The 18,531-nt window shown below is 70.8% G+C and carries 18 protein-coding genes; 13 read left to right on the plus strand and 5 right to left on the minus strand.

Annotation, left to right across the window (positions count from 1 at the left end):
* Positions 1-41: 41 nt before the first annotated feature.
* The 5 genes from ACFC0D_RS09800 to ACFC0D_RS09820 all read right to left on the minus strand — a co-directional run bounded on the left by ACFC0D_RS09800 (position 42) and on the right by ACFC0D_RS09820 (position 3,933).
* Positions 42-638: a hypothetical protein gene (locus tag ACFC0D_RS09800; RefSeq protein WP_376433111.1), complete on the minus strand. Its 597-nt coding sequence runs from the start codon at positions 636-638 to the stop codon at positions 42-44.
* A gap of 158 nt (positions 639-796) precedes the next feature.
* Positions 797-1,708, minus strand: coding sequence for a carbohydrate kinase family protein (locus tag ACFC0D_RS09805; RefSeq protein WP_376433004.1), 912 nt, complete (start codon positions 1,706-1,708; stop codon positions 797-799).
* Between the two features lie 122 nt (positions 1,709-1,830).
* Positions 1,831-2,028: a hypothetical protein gene (locus ACFC0D_RS09810; protein WP_376433006.1), complete on the minus strand. Its 198-nt coding sequence runs from the start codon at positions 2,026-2,028 to the stop codon at positions 1,831-1,833.
* 79 nt (positions 2,029-2,107) lie between these two features.
* Entirely contained in the window at positions 2,108-2,875 is a 768-nt protein-coding gene (locus ACFC0D_RS09815; RefSeq protein ID WP_376433008.1) for a class II aldolase/adducin family protein, read from the minus strand.
* Positions 2,872-3,933 (minus strand): C-terminal binding protein, encoded by a 1,062-nt coding sequence (locus ACFC0D_RS09820; RefSeq protein WP_376433010.1) that lies wholly within the window; start codon positions 3,931-3,933, stop codon positions 2,872-2,874. The genes ACFC0D_RS09815 and ACFC0D_RS09820 overlap by 4 nt, the downstream gene beginning before the upstream one ends.
* Positions 3,934-4,141: 208 nt before the next feature.
* Here ACFC0D_RS09820 and ACFC0D_RS09825 point away from each other — a divergent pair, with 208 nt between their 5' ends.
* From ACFC0D_RS09825 to ACFC0D_RS09885, 13 genes are all read left to right on the plus strand, one after another.
* The gene (locus ACFC0D_RS09825) at positions 4,142-5,041 is read left to right on the plus strand and encodes an Lrp/AsnC family transcriptional regulator (protein ID WP_376433012.1); all 900 of its coding nucleotides are present in this window, start codon (positions 4,142-4,144) and stop codon (positions 5,039-5,041) included.
* Between the two features lie 100 nt (positions 5,042-5,141).
* Positions 5,142-6,068 carry a universal stress protein gene (locus tag ACFC0D_RS09830; protein WP_376433014.1) on the plus strand — a complete coding sequence of 309 codons (927 nt, stop codon included), beginning with the start codon at positions 5,142-5,144 and terminating at the stop codon, positions 6,066-6,068.
* 188 nt (positions 6,069-6,256) lie between these two features.
* Positions 6,257-6,898: a GntR family transcriptional regulator gene (locus ACFC0D_RS09835; RefSeq protein ID WP_376433016.1), complete on the plus strand. Its 642-nt coding sequence runs from the start codon at positions 6,257-6,259 to the stop codon at positions 6,896-6,898.
* A 2-nt stretch (positions 6,899-6,900) separates the two neighbouring features.
* On the plus strand, positions 6,901-7,803 hold the full coding sequence (locus ACFC0D_RS09840) for a dihydrodipicolinate synthase family protein (RefSeq protein WP_376433018.1): 903 nt from the start codon (positions 6,901-6,903) through the stop codon (positions 7,801-7,803).
* Entirely contained in the window at positions 7,800-9,521 is a 1,722-nt protein-coding gene (gene araD / locus ACFC0D_RS09845; RefSeq protein WP_376433020.1) for an L-arabinonate dehydratase, read from the plus strand. The genes ACFC0D_RS09840 and araD overlap by 4 nt, the downstream gene beginning before the upstream one ends.
* A gap of 94 nt (positions 9,522-9,615) precedes the next feature.
* Positions 9,616-10,554: a carbohydrate ABC transporter permease gene (locus tag ACFC0D_RS09850; RefSeq protein ID WP_376433022.1), complete on the plus strand. Its 939-nt coding sequence runs from the start codon at positions 9,616-9,618 to the stop codon at positions 10,552-10,554.
* Positions 10,551-11,465, plus strand: coding sequence for a carbohydrate ABC transporter permease (locus tag ACFC0D_RS09855; RefSeq protein WP_376433025.1), 915 nt, complete (start codon positions 10,551-10,553; stop codon positions 11,463-11,465). The genes ACFC0D_RS09850 and ACFC0D_RS09855 overlap by 4 nt, the downstream gene beginning before the upstream one ends.
* Positions 11,462-12,625: a Gfo/Idh/MocA family protein gene (locus ACFC0D_RS09860; protein ID WP_376433027.1), complete on the plus strand. Its 1,164-nt coding sequence runs from the start codon at positions 11,462-11,464 to the stop codon at positions 12,623-12,625. The genes ACFC0D_RS09855 and ACFC0D_RS09860 overlap by 4 nt, the downstream gene beginning before the upstream one ends.
* Complete coding sequence (locus ACFC0D_RS09865) at positions 12,622-13,461, plus strand: PmoA family protein (protein ID WP_376433029.1); 840 nt, start codon at positions 12,622-12,624, stop codon at positions 13,459-13,461. The genes ACFC0D_RS09860 and ACFC0D_RS09865 overlap by 4 nt, the downstream gene beginning before the upstream one ends.
* Complete coding sequence (locus tag ACFC0D_RS09870; RefSeq protein WP_376433031.1) at positions 13,458-15,017, plus strand: family 43 glycosylhydrolase; 1,560 nt, start codon at positions 13,458-13,460, stop codon at positions 15,015-15,017. Before ACFC0D_RS09865 ends, ACFC0D_RS09870 begins: the two co-directional genes overlap by 4 nt.
* A 38-nt stretch (positions 15,018-15,055) precedes the next feature.
* The gene (locus ACFC0D_RS09875) at positions 15,056-16,396 is read left to right on the plus strand and encodes an ABC transporter substrate-binding protein (RefSeq protein WP_376433033.1); all 1,341 of its coding nucleotides are present in this window, start codon (positions 15,056-15,058) and stop codon (positions 16,394-16,396) included.
* On the plus strand, positions 16,393-17,202 hold the full coding sequence (locus ACFC0D_RS09880) for a rhamnogalacturonan acetylesterase (protein WP_376433035.1): 810 nt from the start codon (positions 16,393-16,395) through the stop codon (positions 17,200-17,202). The genes ACFC0D_RS09875 and ACFC0D_RS09880 overlap by 4 nt, the downstream gene beginning before the upstream one ends.
* A gap of 26 nt (positions 17,203-17,228) precedes the next feature.
* Positions 17,229-18,488, plus strand: coding sequence for a polysaccharide lyase family 1 protein (locus ACFC0D_RS09885; protein ID WP_376433113.1), 1,260 nt, complete (start codon positions 17,229-17,231; stop codon positions 18,486-18,488).
* Positions 18,489-18,531 lie beyond the last annotated feature (43 nt).

Genomic DNA, 18,531 nt, shown 5'->3' on the forward strand with positions numbered 1-18,531 from the left:
GTCCCGGTTCCCGGCCGCCCCCCGGCGGCCGGGAACCGGCGTCAGCGGGACTGCAGGGCATCCAGGGCGACGGCCTGCGCTATCGCCAGGCGGCGATCGAGGTGCGCGTCGCCGATCTCCAGCACGTAGCGGTCCCGCAGGCCGAACTGCTTGTTCACCGACATGACCGGACGGCCGTCTGCCGCGAAGTCGAAGTGGTACGGCCAGGCGAACGGCAGCACGTCGACGAACGGGATCAGGTCCCAGACCCTGCGGACGACGGCCACGGTCATGTTGCGCTCCACACCGGTGGTCTCGGCACCGGCGCCCTCCTGGTTCATGTGCCAGGTGCTGCGCAGCAGGGAGGCGGCGAAGTTCTTGCGGAGCGTGCCGACGGGGCTGCCCGAGGCGGCGCGTATGTCGTAGGTCGCGCCGAGATCCACGATCTGCCGGGCTTGGAAGGTGAAGAGGACCTGCCGCTGGGACTCGTCCGTGTAGAAGGTGATCTGCTCCTTGAGGGCCATCCTCTTCTGGTGGGCGAACGCGACGACCTCCCCGTCGGCGCCGTCGGGTCCTGCCGCGTGAACCACATATCGATTGGCCATGGGCGTGAGCTTCTGGCGGATGTGGAAGCGGTGCTGCGACTGCTCGAGACCCACGGTGCACTCCACGTTCGTCGTTGACTTCACGACGATGATCGCGGCCGGCCCGAGGCCGCCGCAGTCATCGAAAGTCGTTTCCCACGACGACGAACGGATGGCGTGATCCCGGTGGACGGGACGGGAGCGGGGCCGGCGCCCCGTCCACCGGGCGGGGGTCAGCCCTGGGAGGCCGCCAGGAGTGCGTCGGAGGTGATGAGGGCGGTCGAGCCCGGGGCCGTACAGGCGTAGGCGCCGGCCACCGCGCCGAGGCGGGCGCAGTCCAGCACGTCCCGGCCGGCGAGCTTGCCGTAGAGGAAGCCGCTGACGAACGCGTCACCCGCGCCGTTGGAGTCGACGACGGGTGTGGGCGGGGCGACTGCCGGGACGTGGCGCGGGGTGGGGTCGCCGTCCCGGGTGAGGACGTACGAGCCGTCGGCGCCCGCCGTGGCGACCACGGTCTGCGCGCGGCCCTCGCTCAGGATCTCCCGCATCAGGTCCGGGGTTCGCTCGCCCGGCCCCTCGGCGCTGAAGAAGACGAGATCGGAGCGGAGGGCGAACTCCCGGTGGTGCTCTGCGAGCCCGTCCCAGTCGTGGACATCGGTGGAGACGGGTACGCCCAGAGCCTCGATGTCGTCGTAGAGGAAGCGCGTGAAGTTCATGATGGACAGGTGTGCGTGGCGCGTGCGCCGCAGCCGGGGCAGGTAGAACTCCCGGGGCATCCGCAGGTCGGCAGGGTCCCTGGCGTCGTAGAACGACATCCGGCGCCCTGTCACGTCCACGAGGTTGACCGCGCGGCGTGTGCCGGCGGGCGAGATCACGGGGGCGAACTCGACGTCCCCCTCGGCCATGCGCGCACGGACGAGTGCCCCGATCCCGTCGTCGCCGATGCAGTCCAGCAGGGCGACCTCGAGGCCGAGGGCGCGAGTGCCGAGGGCCACGTTTCCCCCGGTGTGCCCGGCCCATTCCTCGATCGGACCGACCTGGACCGAGTCGGCGAGCGGGACGGGCAGGGCGTCGACCCGGATCACGGTGTCCACGCCGCTGCCACCGAACACCAAGACGTCGTACTGCGCCTCTTGTTGACTCATGGTTCCGCCTCTCAGGTCCCGCCGCGGACCAGTATGGCCGGACCCGAGGTACGGATGTGATCGGAGAAGCGCAACCGCGAGACCGCGCGGGTGAGCCTCACGGTCTCAGGACCGCGCACCGGTCACTCGCCGGCGTCGCCGCCGCGGTCGAGGCTCGAGTTGCTGTTCGTGCGGCCCGAGCGGCGTACCAGTTGGCCGGCCGCCAGGGTCACGGTGGCCACACCGCGCACCCAGCGCGGGCCGCCTCGCGCCGCCCACACGACACAGACGCACCCTCCGACGGCGAGCACGAGGACGCCGGACAGGATGAGCAGAGCCATGCGCCTCCCCCTTCCTATTGTTGCGGTCCTGGTCATCCTCTCATCGGTGGACGGGCCGTCGGAGAGCCCCTCGGCACCGTCAGTCCTGGTAGTCCGGGCAGGTCCGGTCCAGGAGGCGGAGCATGGCCGCCCATGCCAGTTCGTACGCGTCGTCGTCCTGGAAGTCGGCCGTGGCCTCGCCCGTGAGTTGTCGGGCCGTGTACTCGCAGACTTCGGCGGGCGGTGTCACCAGGGGGCCGCCGCCGGCCTGGGCGGTGACCTGGATCTCGCAGGCCCGCTCCAGGTAGTACATGCGGAGGAAGGCCTGGGCGGCGGTCTCGCCGACGGTCAGCAGGCCGTGGTTGCGGAGGATCAGTGCCGGGTGGGGGCCGATGTCGGCGACGATGCGTCGCTGTTCGTCGAGGTTGAGGGCGACGCCCTCGTAGTCGTGGTAGCCCACGCGGTTGTGGAACTCCATCGACATCTGGTTGAGCGGGAGCAGCCCGTGCTCCTGCGCGGCGACGGCGCAGCCCGCCTTGGTGTGGGTGTGCAGGACGCAGTGCGCGTCGGCGCGGGCGGCGTGGATGGCGCTGTGGATGACGAAGCCGGCCGGGTTCACGGGGTACGGGGTCGGTTCGACGGGGTTCCCGGCCAGGTCGATCTTGACCAGGTTGGAGGCGGTGATCTCCTCGAAGAGCAGCCCGTAGGGGTTGATGAGGAAGTGGTGCTCGGGTCCGGGCAGCCGGAGGGAGATGTGGGTGAAGATCAGGTCGGTCATCCGGAAGTGGGCCACGAGCCGGTAGACGGCGGCGAGTTCGCGGCGCAGCCGGAGCTCCTCGGCGGTCCTCGTCGGCGTTGCGGTGGTCATGCGGCGGCTCCTTCGGGGGCTGCGGGGGCGGTCGGGACGACGACGGGGGCGGTCGCGGTCGGGTCCACGACGGGCGCGGGGGCGACGGTCGGGTCCACGACGGGGGTCAGCGGGCGGCCGGTGCGGTGCCAGGCGAGGACGTTCTCGGCGGGTCCGCACACATAGGCGCGGCGCGAGGTGTCGGACAGGAACGCGCTGTGGGGCGAGAGCTGGATGCGCGGGTGGGTGCGCAGCGGATCGTCGGCCTGGGGCGGTTCCACGGGGAAGACGTCGAGGGCTGCGCCCGCCAGCCGTCCGGTTTCGAGGGCCGTCAGCAGGGCTTCCGGGTCGACGAGTTCACCGCGTGCGACGTTGACGAGGAAGCCGCCGGGGCGCAGTCGCCCGAGCAGCTCTCCGTCGACGAGGCCGCGGGTGGCACGGGTGAGGGGGACGTGCAGGGAGACGACGTCGCTCGCGGCGGCGAGGGCGCCGAGGTCGTCGTACCGTGCGATGCCGGCCGGCCAGTGGGCCGGGGCGGCGTGCGGGTCGTACGCGGCGACCCGCCCGAAGACGGGGGCGGCGAGCGCCGCGAAGGAACGGGCTATCCGGCCGAGACCGACAAGGCCCAGGGTCAGTTCGCTCGCGCGGCGCGGCAGGTGGCGCTGCCCGGCGAAGTCGGCGTTCCAGCCGCCGGAGCGGACGACGGCGTCGGCCTGCGGGAGGCGACGTACGAGCGAGAGCGTGGAGGCGAGCGCATGGACGGCGACGTCCTCGGTCGCGGCGTCGGGGAGGTTGGCCACCCACAGTCCCCGGCGTCGAGCCTCGGTCGTGTCGACCATGTCGTATCCGGCGGACATGGTGGCGAGGATCCGCAGTCCGGGCAGCCGGTCGAGCAGGGCCGCGTCGATCCGCGCGTAGCCGACGATCAGGGCGACGGCGTCCGCGGCGATCCCGGCGATGGCGTCGGGGTCCCGCGTGCCGGCGACGCGCACCTCGAAGCCTGCCTCCTCCAGCAGACGGACGCCCGGTGCGGGGTCGAGGTCATCGGTGTCGGTGAAAACGGCGACGGGCTGGTTCACACCGCCCCCTTCTCGTTCGTGCGGCTGATTCGTCTGTTGACGACGACTCGAACTTACGATTCATCTGTCATGCTGTCCACCAGCGGATGCACCGGATGCCCCGTGACGCATGTCACGAACGCGGCCCAGCCGCGCGCCGGTACCCGAGAATGACTGCGGACCCGGGCCCGAACGCCGCCCCGGGCCATCGAGCCGAGGAGATCAGCGGGTGGATCTGGACCCCATCGACCTGGCCGTCGTCCGCGCCCTCCAGGACGACGGGCGGCTCGCCTACGAGACGCTCGCCCAGCGCGTCGGCCTGTCCCGGCCCGCCACACGCGCGCGGGTCCAACGACTGCTGGAGTCGGGCGCGGTCCGGGTCGTCGCGGTCGTCCATCCCTCGGTCCGCGGACTGACCGCGTCCGCCCATCTCTCGATCGACGTGGACGGGGCCGCGGAGCCGGTGGCCCGCGCGATCGCCGCCCTGCCGGAGGCACCCTTCGTCAGCCTGACGGCCGGACCGCGCGCCATCATGACCGAGCTGCGCACGGAGGGCTTCGACGCCCTCGAAAGGACCATCGAGCGCGTGCGGTCGACGCCCGGTGTCGCGGTGGTCGACACCCTGATCGGCACCCGCCACCTCAAGGATCCGTACCTACTGGCGGACGAGCCGACGGCCCCCGCTCCCGACGACACGGACCTGCGGATCCTCGACGCCCTCGAACAGGACGGCCGCCTCCCCTTCGCCGAACTCGCCGAGCGCGTCGGCCTCTCCCCCGGCGCCACCCGCGCCCGCACTCTGCGCCTCCTGGACGGAGGCGTGGTGAAGGTCCTCGCGCTCGTCCGCCCCGAACTGCTGGGCCTCGGGTACTTGTGCGGGTTCGCCGTCCGGATCGAGGGGGCGCGGGAGCCCGTGGCACGAGCCCTTGCCGGGTGGGAGCGCGTGACGTTCCTGTCGGCCTGCCTCGGGCGGGCCGAGCTGGTGGGCACGGTCACGGCGGAGTCCCTGGGAGCGGTGCGGGCGACCCTCGACGCGATCCGCGCCGAGCCGGGGGTGCGCGCGGTGGAGAGCTGGATCCATCTGGAGCTGGTCAAGGAGCGCTACGACCTGGGCGCGCCGACCTCGTGACACCGAGGGCGCCATCCGACCCCTCTCCCCCGCGACATCCCGCTCGCGCGCCCCGCCGCCTCCCGGCGTGGCGCCATCGGCGAGTGGTAATAATCCCGTTATGAGCGCAAAGTCCGTTGTCGTCGGTGTGGACGGGTCCGAACACAGTCACCGCGCCCTGGAGTGGGCACTGAGCACCGCACGCGAGATCGACGCACCGCTCGTGGTGGCACATGTGCGCTCCGACGCGCTTCAGCTCGGGGCCGCGCGCATCGCCTCACTCGGCGAGACCACCGAGATCCCCGACAGCGTCATCGACGGCGTCCGCCGGTGGATCGAGGAGCAAGGCACCAACGTGCCCGTACGGTACGAGTCGCTCGACGGCTCCGTGCCGGACGCCCTGCTGACCGAGGCCCGAACCGCACGCCTCCTGGTGACCGGCTCCCGCGGTCGCGGCGGCTTCGCGACGCTGCTCCTGGGCTCTTCCAGCCGGGCCCTCGCCTCACACGCACCCTGCCCGGTCGTCGTCGTGCCGCACGAGGCGCGGGACGCCTCGCTGGAGAGCGGCACGGAGGCGGGCAGGATCCTGCTCGGGCTCCATCCGGAGGAGACCTCCGACGAGGTCCTCGACTTCGCCTTCCACGCGGCCCGCCAACGGGGCGTGGCCCTGGAGGCGGTGACGGCATATCGGCTCCCACCTTCGCCGATCATGCTGGTCGGCCCGCCGGCACCGGCACTTCAAATGCCGCCACCCATCCCCGTGGACGAGACACCCGAGCTCGTCGAGGAGACCTCGCGGAACCAGGAGAAGCGGCTGCGGCCCTTCACCGAGCAGTACCCGGACGTCGAGGTCGTTCCCGTCGTCGTCCCGTCGGACGCGGCGGGCCGGCTCGTCGAGGGATCACGGAAGGCGGGGCTCGTGGTCGTGGGCCGCCACCACAGGCACCGGGTCCAGACACTGCTGATGGGATCGGTCGCCCACGCCGTCCTGCACCACGCCCATTGCCCGGTCGCGGTCGTCCCCCCGGCCGCTCCCGCGTCATCCTGAGCGACGAGGCCATCAAGCCCCGCACCAGGGACCCCTGACGGTTCGAAGGTTCGGTCGGCGATTCGAGAAAGCGCTTTCCGAAAGTACCGCGCAACCCATTGACGACACACAGCGGTAGCCCTAACTTCATGCGCACCGCACTTCGTACGTCATATATGAGACGCGATACACGAGATCTGAGAGCGCCCATGGCCTTCGCCCCGAGCCCGATACCCTCCCGCACCCAGTACGTCCTGGAGGCGATCAAGCACGACATCCTGACCGGAGGGCTGAGACCGGGCCAGGCTTTGGTGGAGACCGAACTCGCCGCTCGTTTCGGGGTGTCGAAGACCCCGGTGCGCGAGGCGCTGAAGACCCTCGCGGGCAGTGGACTCGTGGTGATGAGTCAGTACAAGGGCGCGACCGTCCGCATGGTCGACGCGGACATGGCGCGTGCCGTATACGACGTGCGTCTGCTTCTGGAGCCGGAGGCGGTACGGCGTACCGTCGCCTCCGCGGTCCCGCTCGACACGGCACGGGAGGCCCTGCACCGAGCTTCCGCGGCAGACGATCCAGCCGAACGGTCGCTGGCCAACCGGGACTTCCACCGGGCGCTCTACGTCCCGTGCGGCAATCCGCTGCTCGGCCGGATGCTCGACGAGGTCCGCGACCAGGCCGCTCTGGTCTCCACCGTGGCGTGGGCCGCCGTTCCCTCCTGGGAGCGGGAGGCCGCCGAGCACGAGGAGATCCTGCGCCTGGCCGTCGCCGGAGACGTCGACGGCGCCGGTCGGGCCGTCCACGACCACATCGCCTCGTTCGTCGAACGCGCCTTCCCGCAGGAGAGTGAGTGACCATGGCCTTCGAGTCCATGAAGGCCGCGCTGGCCGATGTCGTGGCCATCCCCGTGACCCCCTTCGCCGAGGACGGCTCCCTCGACACGGCCGCGCACCGCACGCTGCTGCGCCGGCTGCTCGACGGCGGCGTACGGACGCTCACGCCGAACGGCAACACCGGCGAGTTCTATGCCCTCACTCCCGAAGAGCGGCGCCTGGTAACGGAGTTGACCGTTCAGGAGGCGGGCGACCGTGCCACGGTCCTGGTGGGCGTCGGACACGACATTCCCACCGCGACCGAGGCCGCTCGGCACGCCCGTGACGCGGGTGCCGCGATGCTGATGGTCCATCAGCCCGTGCATCCGTACGTCTCCGAAAGCGGCTGGGTGGACTACCACCGAGCCATCGCCGACTCCGTACCCGAGCTCGGCATCGTCCCCTACATCCGCAACGCCCAGCTGAGCGGAGCACGTCTGGCCGAGCTCGGCGCCTTGTGCCCGAACGTCATCGGGGTGAAGTACGCCGTCCCGGACGCCTCCCGCTTCGCCGCCTTCTCCCGGGACGCGGGCCTCGACCGCTTCGTCTGGGTCGCGGGTCTCGCCGAGCCGTACGCACCGTCCTACTTCGCGAGCGGCGCGACGGGTTTCACCTCGGGCCTGGTCAATGTCGCCCCATCTGTGTCCCTGGAGATGCTCACGGCGCTGCGGGCGGGTGACTACCCGGCCGCGATGAAGGTGTGGGAACAGATCCGCCGCTTCGAGGAGCTGCGGGCCGCCCACTCCAGCGCCGACAACGTCACGGTCGTCAAGGAGGCGCTCGCCGTCCTCGGACTGTGCCGTCGTGATGTCCGTCCGCCCTCCCGTGAACTGCCCGAGTCCGAGCGGGCCGAGGTCGCCTCCATAGCCTCCGGGTGGCCGGCATGAGCCGTTCGCCCGAGGAGCTGCGCAGCCATCAGTGGTACGGCACGGACGGTCTGCGCTCGTTCAGCCACCGCGCCCGCACCCGTCAGCTCGGCTATCTCCCCGAGGAGCACCTCGGCAAGCCGGTCATCGCGATTCTCAACACCTGGTCGGACATCAACCCCTGCCACGTCCATCTGCGCGACCGCGCGCAGGCCGTGAAGCGGGGGGTGTGGCAGGCCGGCGGCTTCCCGCTCGAGTTCCCGGTCTCCACGCTCTCGGAGACCTTCCAGAAGCCGACCCCTATGCTCTACCGCAACCTTCTCGCCCTGGAGACCGAGGAGTTGCTGCGCTCCTACCCGGTGGACGGTGCGGTGCTGATGGGCGGGTGCGACAAGTCCACACCGGCGCTGCTCATGGGGGCGGCCAGCGTGGACCTGCCCACCGTCTTCCTGCCCGCGGGGCCGATGCTGCCGGGCCACTGGCGGGGGGAGACCCTCGGCTCCGGCACGGACATGTGGAAGTACTGGGACGACAAGCGGGCGGGTCTGATCGGCGACTGCGAGATGGCCGAGCTGGAGAGCGGTCTGGCCCGCTCCCCGGGTCACTGCATGACCATGGGGACCGCGTCCACGCTGACGGCCGCGGCCGAGACGCTCGGTGTGACCGTGCCGGGGGCGTCCTCGATCCCGGCGGTCGACTCGGGCCACGACCGGATGGCGGCCGCCTCCGGGATGCGGATCGTGGAACTCGTACGGCAGGACCTGCGGTTGTCACGGATCCTGACCCGCGAGGCGTACGAGGACGCGGTCGCGGCCGTCCTGGCCCTCGGTGGTTCGACGAACGCGGTCATCCATCTGATCGCGATGGCCGGGCGCTCGGGGGTGAAGCTCACCCTGGACGACTTCGACCGGATCGCCAGGACCGTGCCGGTGCTCGCCAATCTGCGGCCCGGCGGGCAGTACCTGATGGAGGACTTCCACTTCGCCGGCGGGATGCCCGCCTTCCTCTCCCGTCTGACGGATCTGCTCCATCTCGACCGGCCGACGGTCTCGCACGCCACGCTGCGGGAGCAGCTCGCCAGCGCCCTCGTTCACAACGACGAGGTGATCCGGGTACGGGAACGGCCGCTTGCGACCGAGGGCGGGGTCGCGGTGCTGCGTGGCAACCTGTGCCCGGACGGCGCGGTCATCAAGCACATCGCCGCCGAGCCCCACCTGCTCAAGCACACAGGTCCTGCGGTGGTCTTCGACGACTACCGCACGATGCAGCGAACCATCGACGACCCGGCACTCGGCATCACCGCCGACCATGTGCTGGTGCTGCGCGGTGCGGGCCCGAAGGGCGGTCCGGGGATGCCGGAGTACGGGATGCTGCCGATCCCCCGCCATCTCCTGGAGCAGGGGGTACGGGACATGGTGCGGATCTCCGACGCCCGGATGAGCGGCACGAGTTACGGCACGTGCGTATTGCATGTCGCACCCGAGTCGTATGTGGGCGGGCCGCTCGCGCTGGTGCGTACGGGGGACGTCATCACGCTCGACGTCGAGGCGAGGACGCTTCGTCTGGAGGTCTCGGACGAGGAGCTGGAGCAGCGCAGGCGGGCGTGGACGCCTCCACCCGCGCGGTACGAGCGCGGCTACGGCGCGCTCTACATGGAGCAGATCTCCCAGGCCGACACGGGCTGCGACTTCGAGTTCCTGGCCAGGCCGGGGACGACCCCGGACCCCTACGCCGGCTGATCCCGGCGGGCCGACCGCACCTCCCCCTCCGTACGCGTTCGGTATTTCGAACACTGTCTGCGAAGCGCTTCACGCCAAGATCGGAGCCGCCGTCATGGCCTCAGCTGTGACCTCACCATCCAAGGCCGCCAAGGCACCTGGGCGACGCCGCACGGGAGCGACGCCACGCCGGCTGCCGTATCTCCTGATCGCCCCCGCGGGGCTGCTGATGCTGGGCTTCATCGCCTACCCGGTGCTCAGCGTCTTCTACTACAGCCTCCAGCACTACAACCCCACCAAGCCCTGGCGGAACGGCTACGCGGGCTTCGACAACTTCACGCGCATCTTCACCGAGGACCCGCACTTCTGGGGGACGCTGACCTTCTCGCTGAAGTGGGTCGCCGTCGAGGTGACCCTCCAGCTGCTGTTCGGGCTGGCGCTCGCCCTGATCGTCAATCAGACGTTCGTGGGCCGCGCGGTGGGCCGGGCCCTGGTCTTCTCGCCCTGGGCGGTCTCCGGCGTGCTGACCTCCGCGATCTGGGTGCTTCTCTACAACTCCCAGACGGGCATCACGCGTTACCTCGCGGACATGGGGATCGGCGAGTACGGCACGTCCTGGCTTTCGGACACCGCCACGGTCTTCCCTGCGGTGGTCGTCGCCGACCTGTGGCGCGGGGTCCCCTTCTTCGCGATCCTCATCCTCGCCGACCTCCAGTCCGTACCGAAGGACCTGTACGAGGCGGCCGAGGTCGACGGAGCGGGCCGGCTGCGGCAGTTCTTCCACATCACACTGCCACACCTGAAGGACGCGATCATCCTGTCCACGCTGCTGCGCGCGGTGTGGGAGTTCAACAACGTCGACCTGCTCTACACCCTGACGGGCGGCGGTCCCGCGGGCGAGACGACCACCCTGCCGCTGTACATCGCCAACACCAGTGTCGACGCCCACAACTTCGGTTACGCCTCCGCCCTCACGACGGTGGCGTTCGTGATCCTTCTCTTCTGTTCGATGGTCTATCTGCGCCTGAGCAAGTTCGGAGGCGAGAGCAAGTGACAGTCGAGGTCACCACCCCCGACACGGCCGCGGGCCCCTCGGCCCAGACGCCACCGCCGCCGGCCACGCCCCCGTCCGCGAGCCGCAGGCGGCGGCGCGCCTGGGACGAGGTCCCCCGCTGGCAGATCTACCTCCCGCTGGGCATCTATCTGCTCTTCACCCTCGTCCCCTTCTACTGGGTCCTGCTCTTCGCCGTCCGCCCGGCGGGCTCCACCTCGCTGGTGCCCTGGCCGATGACGACCGAGCACTTCGAGAAGGTGTGGAACGAGCGCAGCTTCGCGACCTTCTTCCAGAACAGCCTGCTCATCGGCCTGGCCACCCTGGTGACGACCACGGTCGTCGCGCTCGCCGGCGGCTACGCCCTGGCCCGCTTCGACTTCAAGCTCAAGAAGGGCTTCATGCTGGCCCTTCTGTGCTCCCAGTTCGTGCCGGGTGCGCTGCTGCTCGTGCCGCTGTTCCAGATCTTCGCCAATCTGCGGATGATCAACTCGCTGGGCAGCGTCATCATCGCGGAGACGGTCTTCCAGCTGCCCCTGTCGATGATCCTGATCAGCGGCTTCATCAAGAACGTGCCGTACTCGCTCGAGGAGGCGGCCTGGGTCGACGGCTGCAGCCGGTTCACGGCCTTCCGCATCGTCGTGCTCCCGCTGCTGCGGCCGGGCCTGGTGGCCGTCGGCTCCTTCGCCTTCGTCCACTCCTGGAACCACTTCCTCTTCGCGCTGATGTTCCTCAGCAGCCAGGACAAGCAGACCATCCCGGTCGGCCTCAACACGCTGATGGGCGCAGACAGCGTCGACCTCGGAGCGCTCGCCGCCGGCGGTGTGATCGCGGCCGTGCCGGTCGTCATCGTCTTCGCCTTCATCCAGAAGTGGCTGGTCACCGGCTTCAGCGCGGGGGCGGTGAAGGGATGAGCGAGGTACGCACCCCGCTGCCCGTGGTCCTCGCGGGGGCCCGCGGTCACGGCCGCTCGCACCTGGTCAACATCAACCGGCTCGAACGGCTCGGCCTGGTGCGCCTCGCGGGCGTCTGCGAGCTGCGCCCCCTGGACGCCGAGGAGCTGGACGGCTTCGGTACGCCGGAGCAGTCCTCCGACTTCGACGCGCTGCTCGCCTCCACCGGGGCACGGATCGCTGTCATCTGCACGCCGATCCAGACGCACACCGCCCTGGCGCTGACCGCTGCCCGGCACGGGGCCCATGTGCTCCTGGAGAAGCCGCCGGCCCCTTCGTACGCGGAGTTCCGCCGGATGGCGGACGGGGTCGCGAAGGCCGGTGTGGCCTGCCAGATCGGCTTCCAGTCGCTCGGCTCGCACGCCGTCCCCGCGATCCGCCGGCTCATCGAGGAGGGCGCCGTCGGTGAGCTCCTCGGCGTCGGAGGAGCCGGGGCATGGGTGCGGGACGAGGCGTATTTCCGGCGCGCCCCCTGGGCGGGGCACCGGCGCCTCGACGGCGTGGACGTGGTCGACGGGGCGCTCACCAACCCGCTCGCCCATGCCGTCGCCACCGCGCTCGCACTCGCGGGCAGCACCCGGGCGGAGGACGTCGAGCACATCGAGACGGAGCTGCTGCGCGCGAACGCCATCGAGTCCGACGACACCTCCAGCGTCCGGATCGTCACCGCGCAGGGCACGCAGGTCACGGTCGCGGCGACGCTCTGCGCCGAGACCGCCTCCGAGCCGTATGTGATCGTCCACGGCTCGCGCGGCCGAATCACGCTCTGGTACAAGGACGACCGGGTCCTGCTCCAGCGTGGTGGCCACGGCCCGGTGGAGACCGTCTACGGCCGCACCGATCTGCTGGAGAACCTGGTCGCCCATCTGACCGACGGCGAGGCGCTGTGCGTGCCGCCCGAGGAGACCGGCGCGTTCATGCGGGTCGTCGAGGCGATCCGTACCGCACCCGACCCCGTGGAGCTGCCGGGCGACTGCTGGCGCATCGAGCCGGGCGAGGGCGCATCCCGCCGAGTGGTCCCCGGTGTCGACGGGCTCGTCGCCGCGAGCGCCGACACCCTCAGCCTCTACTCCGAGCTCGCTCCCCCTTGGTCCCTGACCCCGAAGGCGGATGCCCGATGAACCAACCCATGGTGCTGCGCTGCGCCGGCCGCGCGGTCGCCCGCTACGTCCTGCGCCCCGACCTGGCGGCCGACCACTCCCCCCGTCCCTATCTGCACCCTGTCTCCACCCTGGCGGGTGCCAAGGTCACCGAGCAGTTGCCCGCAGACCATCCGCACCACCTGGGGGCGGGGGTCGCCGTCCCCGATGTCGCCGGGTTCAACTTCTGGGGCGGGCGCACCTTCGTCCGCGACCAGGGGCCGGTCGCGCTCGACAACCACGGCGTCCAGCGGCACGAGGGGTTCAAGCTCCGCGATCCGGACGGCTTCGTCGAGGAGCTGGTCTGGGTGGCCGGCGAGCGCACCCTGCTGCGGGAGCACCGGACCGTCTCGGCCACGGCGCTCACCGACTCCGCGTGGGCACTCGACTTCACCTTCTCCCTCGCCAATGTGTCGGGCGAGGAGCTGTCCATCGGCAGCCCCGCCACCAACGGGCGCCCCGGCGCCGCCTACGGCGGGTTCTTCTGGCGAGCACCCCTGGAGGGCGCCTCCCCCGAGGTGTTCGGCGCGGACGCGGAGGGCGAGCGGTCCGTCCACGGCCGGGCGGCCGACTGGGTCGCGCTCGCGGGCCAGGGCTGGACCCTGATCTTCGCCGGAGCCACGGAGGAGACCCGGCGCGACCCGTGGTTCGTGCGCGCCGCCGAGTATCCGGGTGTGGGCTCCTCCCTCGCCTTCGCCGACCGGCTGACGGTCACGGACGGTGCGGCGGTGGTACGGCGGGTGGTGACGGTCGTGGCCGACGGGCGGCTCGACCGGGACGCGGCCGCTGCCCTCGTGCGCAAGGCGGTGACGGCGTGACCGCGACCGCGCTGCCGACCGGGGACCTCGGCGACGGGACGTACCGCAATCCGATCCTGGCCGCCGACTGGTCCGACCCGGACGTGCTGCGGGTCGGCGAGGACTACTACCTCACCGCCTCCAGCTTCGGCCGGTCCCCCGGCCTTCCGCTCCTGCACTCCCGCGACCTGGTCAACTGGACGCTCGTCGGACATGCCCTGGACCGCCTGCTGCCGGAGGCCGCGTACGCCTCGCCCCGGCACGACGGCGGTGTGTGGGCGCCCTCGCTGCGCCACCACGACGGCCGGTTCTGGATCTTCTGGGGCGACCCGGACCACGGCATCTGGCAGTCCAACTCCCCTTCCGTGCGCGGAGAGTGGAGCATCCCGCAGCTCGTCAAGGCGGGTCGCGGCCTGATCGATCCGTGCCCCCTGTGGGACGAGGAGACCGGCGAGGCCTATCTCGTGCACGGCTGGGCGAAGTCCCGTTCGGGCGTCAACAACCGGCTGACCGGCCACCGGATGAGCCCCGACGGCAGTGGTCTCCTCGACGAGGGCAGGACGATCGTCGACGCCGACACGATCCCTGGGTGGTTCACCCTCGAAGGGCCCAAGCTGTACCGCCACGACGGCTGGTTCTGGATCCTCGCCCCGGCCGGCGGCGTGGCGACCGGCTGGCAGGGGGCGTTGCGGTCGCGTGACTTCTTCGGCCCGTACGAGGAACGGGTCGTCCTGGAGCAGGGCGACACCGACGTCAACGGCCCGCATCAGGGCGGCTGGGTGCGCACCCCCGGTGGCGAGGACTGGTTCGTGCACTTCCAGCAGTGCGGGGCGTACGGCCGGCTCGTCCACCTCCAGCCGATGCGCTGGGACGAGGACGGCTGGCCGGTGCTCGGGGACGCGGGCGCTCCCGTCCGCGTCCACACCAAGCCGGCGCTGCCGCCTCAGCCGGTCTCCGCGCCCGCGGTCGCCGACGACTTCCCGGGCGGGCGGTTCGGGCGCCAGTGGCAGTGGACCGCCAATCCCCGGGACGGCTGGGCCACCCAGCACGGGGGCGACGGACTGCGGCTGAACTGCGGTCGTACGGAGGGCATCGACGACCTCCGCACGATGCCGCACATCCTGACGCAGCGGCCGCCCGCGCACCCGGCCAGCGTCGAGGTCGAATTGCGGCTCGACAGCGAGGAGCCGGGCGCCCGGGCCGGCCTGGTGGTGCTCGGCGACGCCTACAGCTGGATCGGGCTGCACCGCGAGGCGGACGGCACGGTCCGTTTCGTGCACCGCTTCGCCCCTCTGAACGCCGACCGCGAGCGCGACGCGGCGTCGTCCCGGCCGGTCCCAAGCAGCCGCGTGAGGCTGCGGATCGACCTGCTGTCGGGGGCCCGCTGCCGCTTCTCGTACTCCGTCGACGACGGCGCCGAGGGCTCCGATGGCTTCGTGGTGAGCGGGCAGGTCTTCGCCGCCACGCCCTGGCGCTGGGTCGGCGCCCTGCTCGGTCTGTTCGCCGCCGCCCCTTCGGGCGCGGGCGGCCCGGCGGGCACGGCCGCGTTCACCTCGTTCCGTATCACCCCCTCCTGAACCCGCAACGCACGACATCCAAGAGAAGAGAGCCGACGATGACCATCTTCCGCGGCGGGCGGCGCAGAGCCGCCAGTGCCCTGGCCCTGTCGACCGTCCTCGCCCTGACCGCCACCGCCTGCGGTGACGACGGCAGCGGCGCGGCCGGCGACAAGGGAACCGAGGGATCGGGCAAGGGAAAGATCACCTTCTGGGACAACAACGGCGGCGTCCGCACCGATGTCTGGAAGGAGATCATCGCGGACTTCGAGAAGGCGAACCCCGACATCGACGTCGAGTACGTCGGGGTCGCGTCCAAGGAGGTCCAGTCGAAGTACGACACCGCGATCCAGGGCGGCGGCCTGCCGGACGTCGGTGGTGTCGGTGCGGCGATGCTCGCCGGGATCGCCGCGCAGAACGCGCTGGAGCCGCTGGACGCGCGGATCGCGTCCAGCTCGCTCAACGGCAAGCTCAACGCGGGCATGGTCGACAGCGTGAAGTCCGCGGGCGGTCAGGACAAGCTCTTCACGGTCCCGACCTCGGCGAGCAACGGTGTCCTCTACTACCGCACCGACCTGTTCAAGGCCGCCGGTCTCGAGGAGCCCGACACCTGGTCGAAGTTCTACGCGGCGGCCGACAAGCTGACCGCCAAGGACAAGAACAGGTTCGGCTACACGATCCGCGGCGGCGCCGGCTCCATCGCCCAGGCCCTGGACGCCATGTACGGCCAGAGCGGGATCACGAGCTTCTGGAACGGCGACACGACCACCGTCAACGATCCGAAGAACGTGGCGGCCCTGGAGAAGTACGTGGGGCTGTTCAAGAAGAACACCCCTGCGGCGGACGTCAACAACGACTTCACCAAGATGGTCGCCCAGTGGGACAGCGGCGAGATCGGGATGCTCAACCACAACCTGGGCTCGTACCAGGACCATGTGAAGGCGCTGGGCACCGAGAAGTTCCGCGGTATCCCGAACCCGACGACCGACGACGGCGCCCGGGTCATGGTGTCCAACCCGGTCGACGGTCTGGGGCTGTTCTCGTCGAGCAAGAACAAGGCGGCGGCCTGGAAGTTCATCGAGTTCGCCGCGTCGCACGCCTCCAACAGCAAGTGGAACGAGTCGGCCGGCGCGATCCCCGCCCACACCGAGGCCGCCGAGGACGCCTGGATCCAGAAGGCCGAGCCGACGAAGCTGGCCGCCGAGGTGCTGTTCAGCGGCAAGGCGACGATCATCCAGCTGCCGTACTACCTGCCCGACTGGAACACCATCTCCAAGGCCGACAACGAGCCCGGCTTCCAGAAGGTCCTGCTCGGAAAGGCCTCCGCCAAGGAGTTCCTGGACGGTCTGGCCGAGCAGCTGAACACGGCACAGGCCGAGTGGAAGTCGCAGAACAAGTGACCGTCGCCCGACGGCGGATCCTCACGGCCGGGGCGGGTCTCGTGCTCGCCCCGGTCCTCGCACCCACCGCTTACGCCGCCCCCTCCCGAGGAAAGCCCCGTATGCGCACCCTGTTCATCGCCGGCGACTCCACGGCCGCCCAGAAGTACGCCGACGCAGCACCCGAGACCGGCTGGGGCATGGCGCTCCCCTTCTTCCTGCACAAGGACGTGACGGTCGCCAACCACGCCATCAACGGCCGCAGCACGAAGAGCTTCATCGACGAGGGCCGGCTCGACGCGATCCTCGAGGTGATCCGGCCCGGCGACCTCCTTCTGATCCAGTTCGCCCACAACGACCAGAAGGACACCGACCCGACCCGCTACACCCAACCCTGGAGCACCTACCAGGACAACCTGCGCCAGTACGTCTCGGAGGCGCGGGAGCGCGGTGCGCGGCCCGTGCTCGCCACCTCCGTGGAACGACGAAAATTCGATGCCGACGGTACGGCGTTGCGGACGCTCGGGGACTACCCGGCCGCGATGCGGGAGGTCGCCCGGGACGAGGGCGTCGACCTCCTCGACATCCAGGAGCTGTCCCTGGCGCTGTGGCAGAAGCTCGGCCCGGAGACGACCAGGACGTACTTCAACTGGACGCCGGCCGAGCAGGACAACACCCATTTCAACCCGCCGGGGGCCATCGCCGTGGCGCGGCTGGTGGCGGCCGAGCTGCTGCACACCCGGGTGCTCGCACCGCGCGACACGCGCCGTATCGACGAAGAGATCCCCGGCGAGTGGATCACCTGGCCCGATTCCGAGGAGAGCTGAACGTGAGACGACACAAGAGCCTCTGGCTGGTGGGCGCGACCGCGCTCGTCCTGGGCGTCACGGGCCCGACGGGCGTCGCGCAGGCGGGGGGCGATCCCGCCCGTCAGACCCTGCCGGCCGGCGACGGCTGGGCTTCGGAGGGCGCGGGGACGAGCGGGGGCTCGGCGGCCGAGGCCTCGCGGGTCTTCACGGTCACGACCTGGGAGCAGCTCCGGGCCGCGCTCGCCGTTCCGGGGACCGCCCCGAGGATCGTGAAGATCGTCGGGACGCTGAACGCGACGGCGGCGGGATGCTCGGCCTTCGAGGCACCGGGCTACGACTTCGACCGCTATCTCGCGGACTACGACCCGGCGGTCTGGGGGTACGAGAATCCGGTGAGCGGCCCGCAGGAGGATCTGCGGGCGGCCTCCGCGACCAGCCAGGGCAAGGCGATCAAGGCGTACGTCCCCGCCAACACGACCGTCGTCGGGGTCGGCAGGAAGGCCGGGATCGTCGGCGGCAGCCTGCAGATCCAGGGCGTCGACAATGTCGTGATCCGGAACCTGACCCTGGAGAGCCCGCTCGACTGCTTCCCGCAGTGGGACCCCACCGACGGTGCGACCGGCGCATGGAACTCCGAGTACGACAGCATGGTCGTCCACGGCTCCACGCACGTCTGGATCGACCACAACACGTTCACCGACGGCGCGCACCCGGACAGTTCGCTGCCGAGGTACTACGGCGAGGTCTACCAGCAGCACGACGGCGAGCTGGACATCGTGCGCGGCGCGGATCTGGTGACCGTGTCCTGGAACGTCTTCGCCGACCACGACAAGACGCTGATGATCGGCAACAGCGACAGCGCGGGCGCCACCGACCGCGACAAGCTCCGGGTCACCCTGCACCACAACCTCTTCAAGAACGTGATCGAGCGGGCGCCCCGGGTCCGTTTCGGCAAGGTCGACGTGTACAACAACCACTTCGTGGTGCCGGCCTCCGGCTACGCGTACAGCCTCGGGGTCGGCCAGGAGTCCCAACTCGTCGCCGAGAAGAACGCGTTCACGGTGCCCGTGGGCGTCGGCGTGGGGACGATCCTGAAGAAGTGGAAGGACGCCCCGGTCACGACGGTGGGGAACCTCGTGAACGGCCGGCCCGTCGATCTGCTCGCGGTCCACAACGCGGAGTTCCCGGGCGAGATCCTGCGCGACGGAGCCGGCTGGACTCCGGTGCTGCGCGGCCGGGTCGACGCCCCGCGGGCCCTGCCCGGCCTGGTCGACCACCGCGCCGGCGCGGGCCGGATCTGCTGACCGGAGGCGGGGCGGCCCCCCGTGGCCACCCGTCCGGCCCGTC

The organism is Streptomyces sp. NPDC056222, assembly GCF_042264065.1.
Classification (GTDB): domain Bacteria; phylum Actinomycetota; class Actinomycetes; order Streptomycetales; family Streptomycetaceae; genus Streptomyces.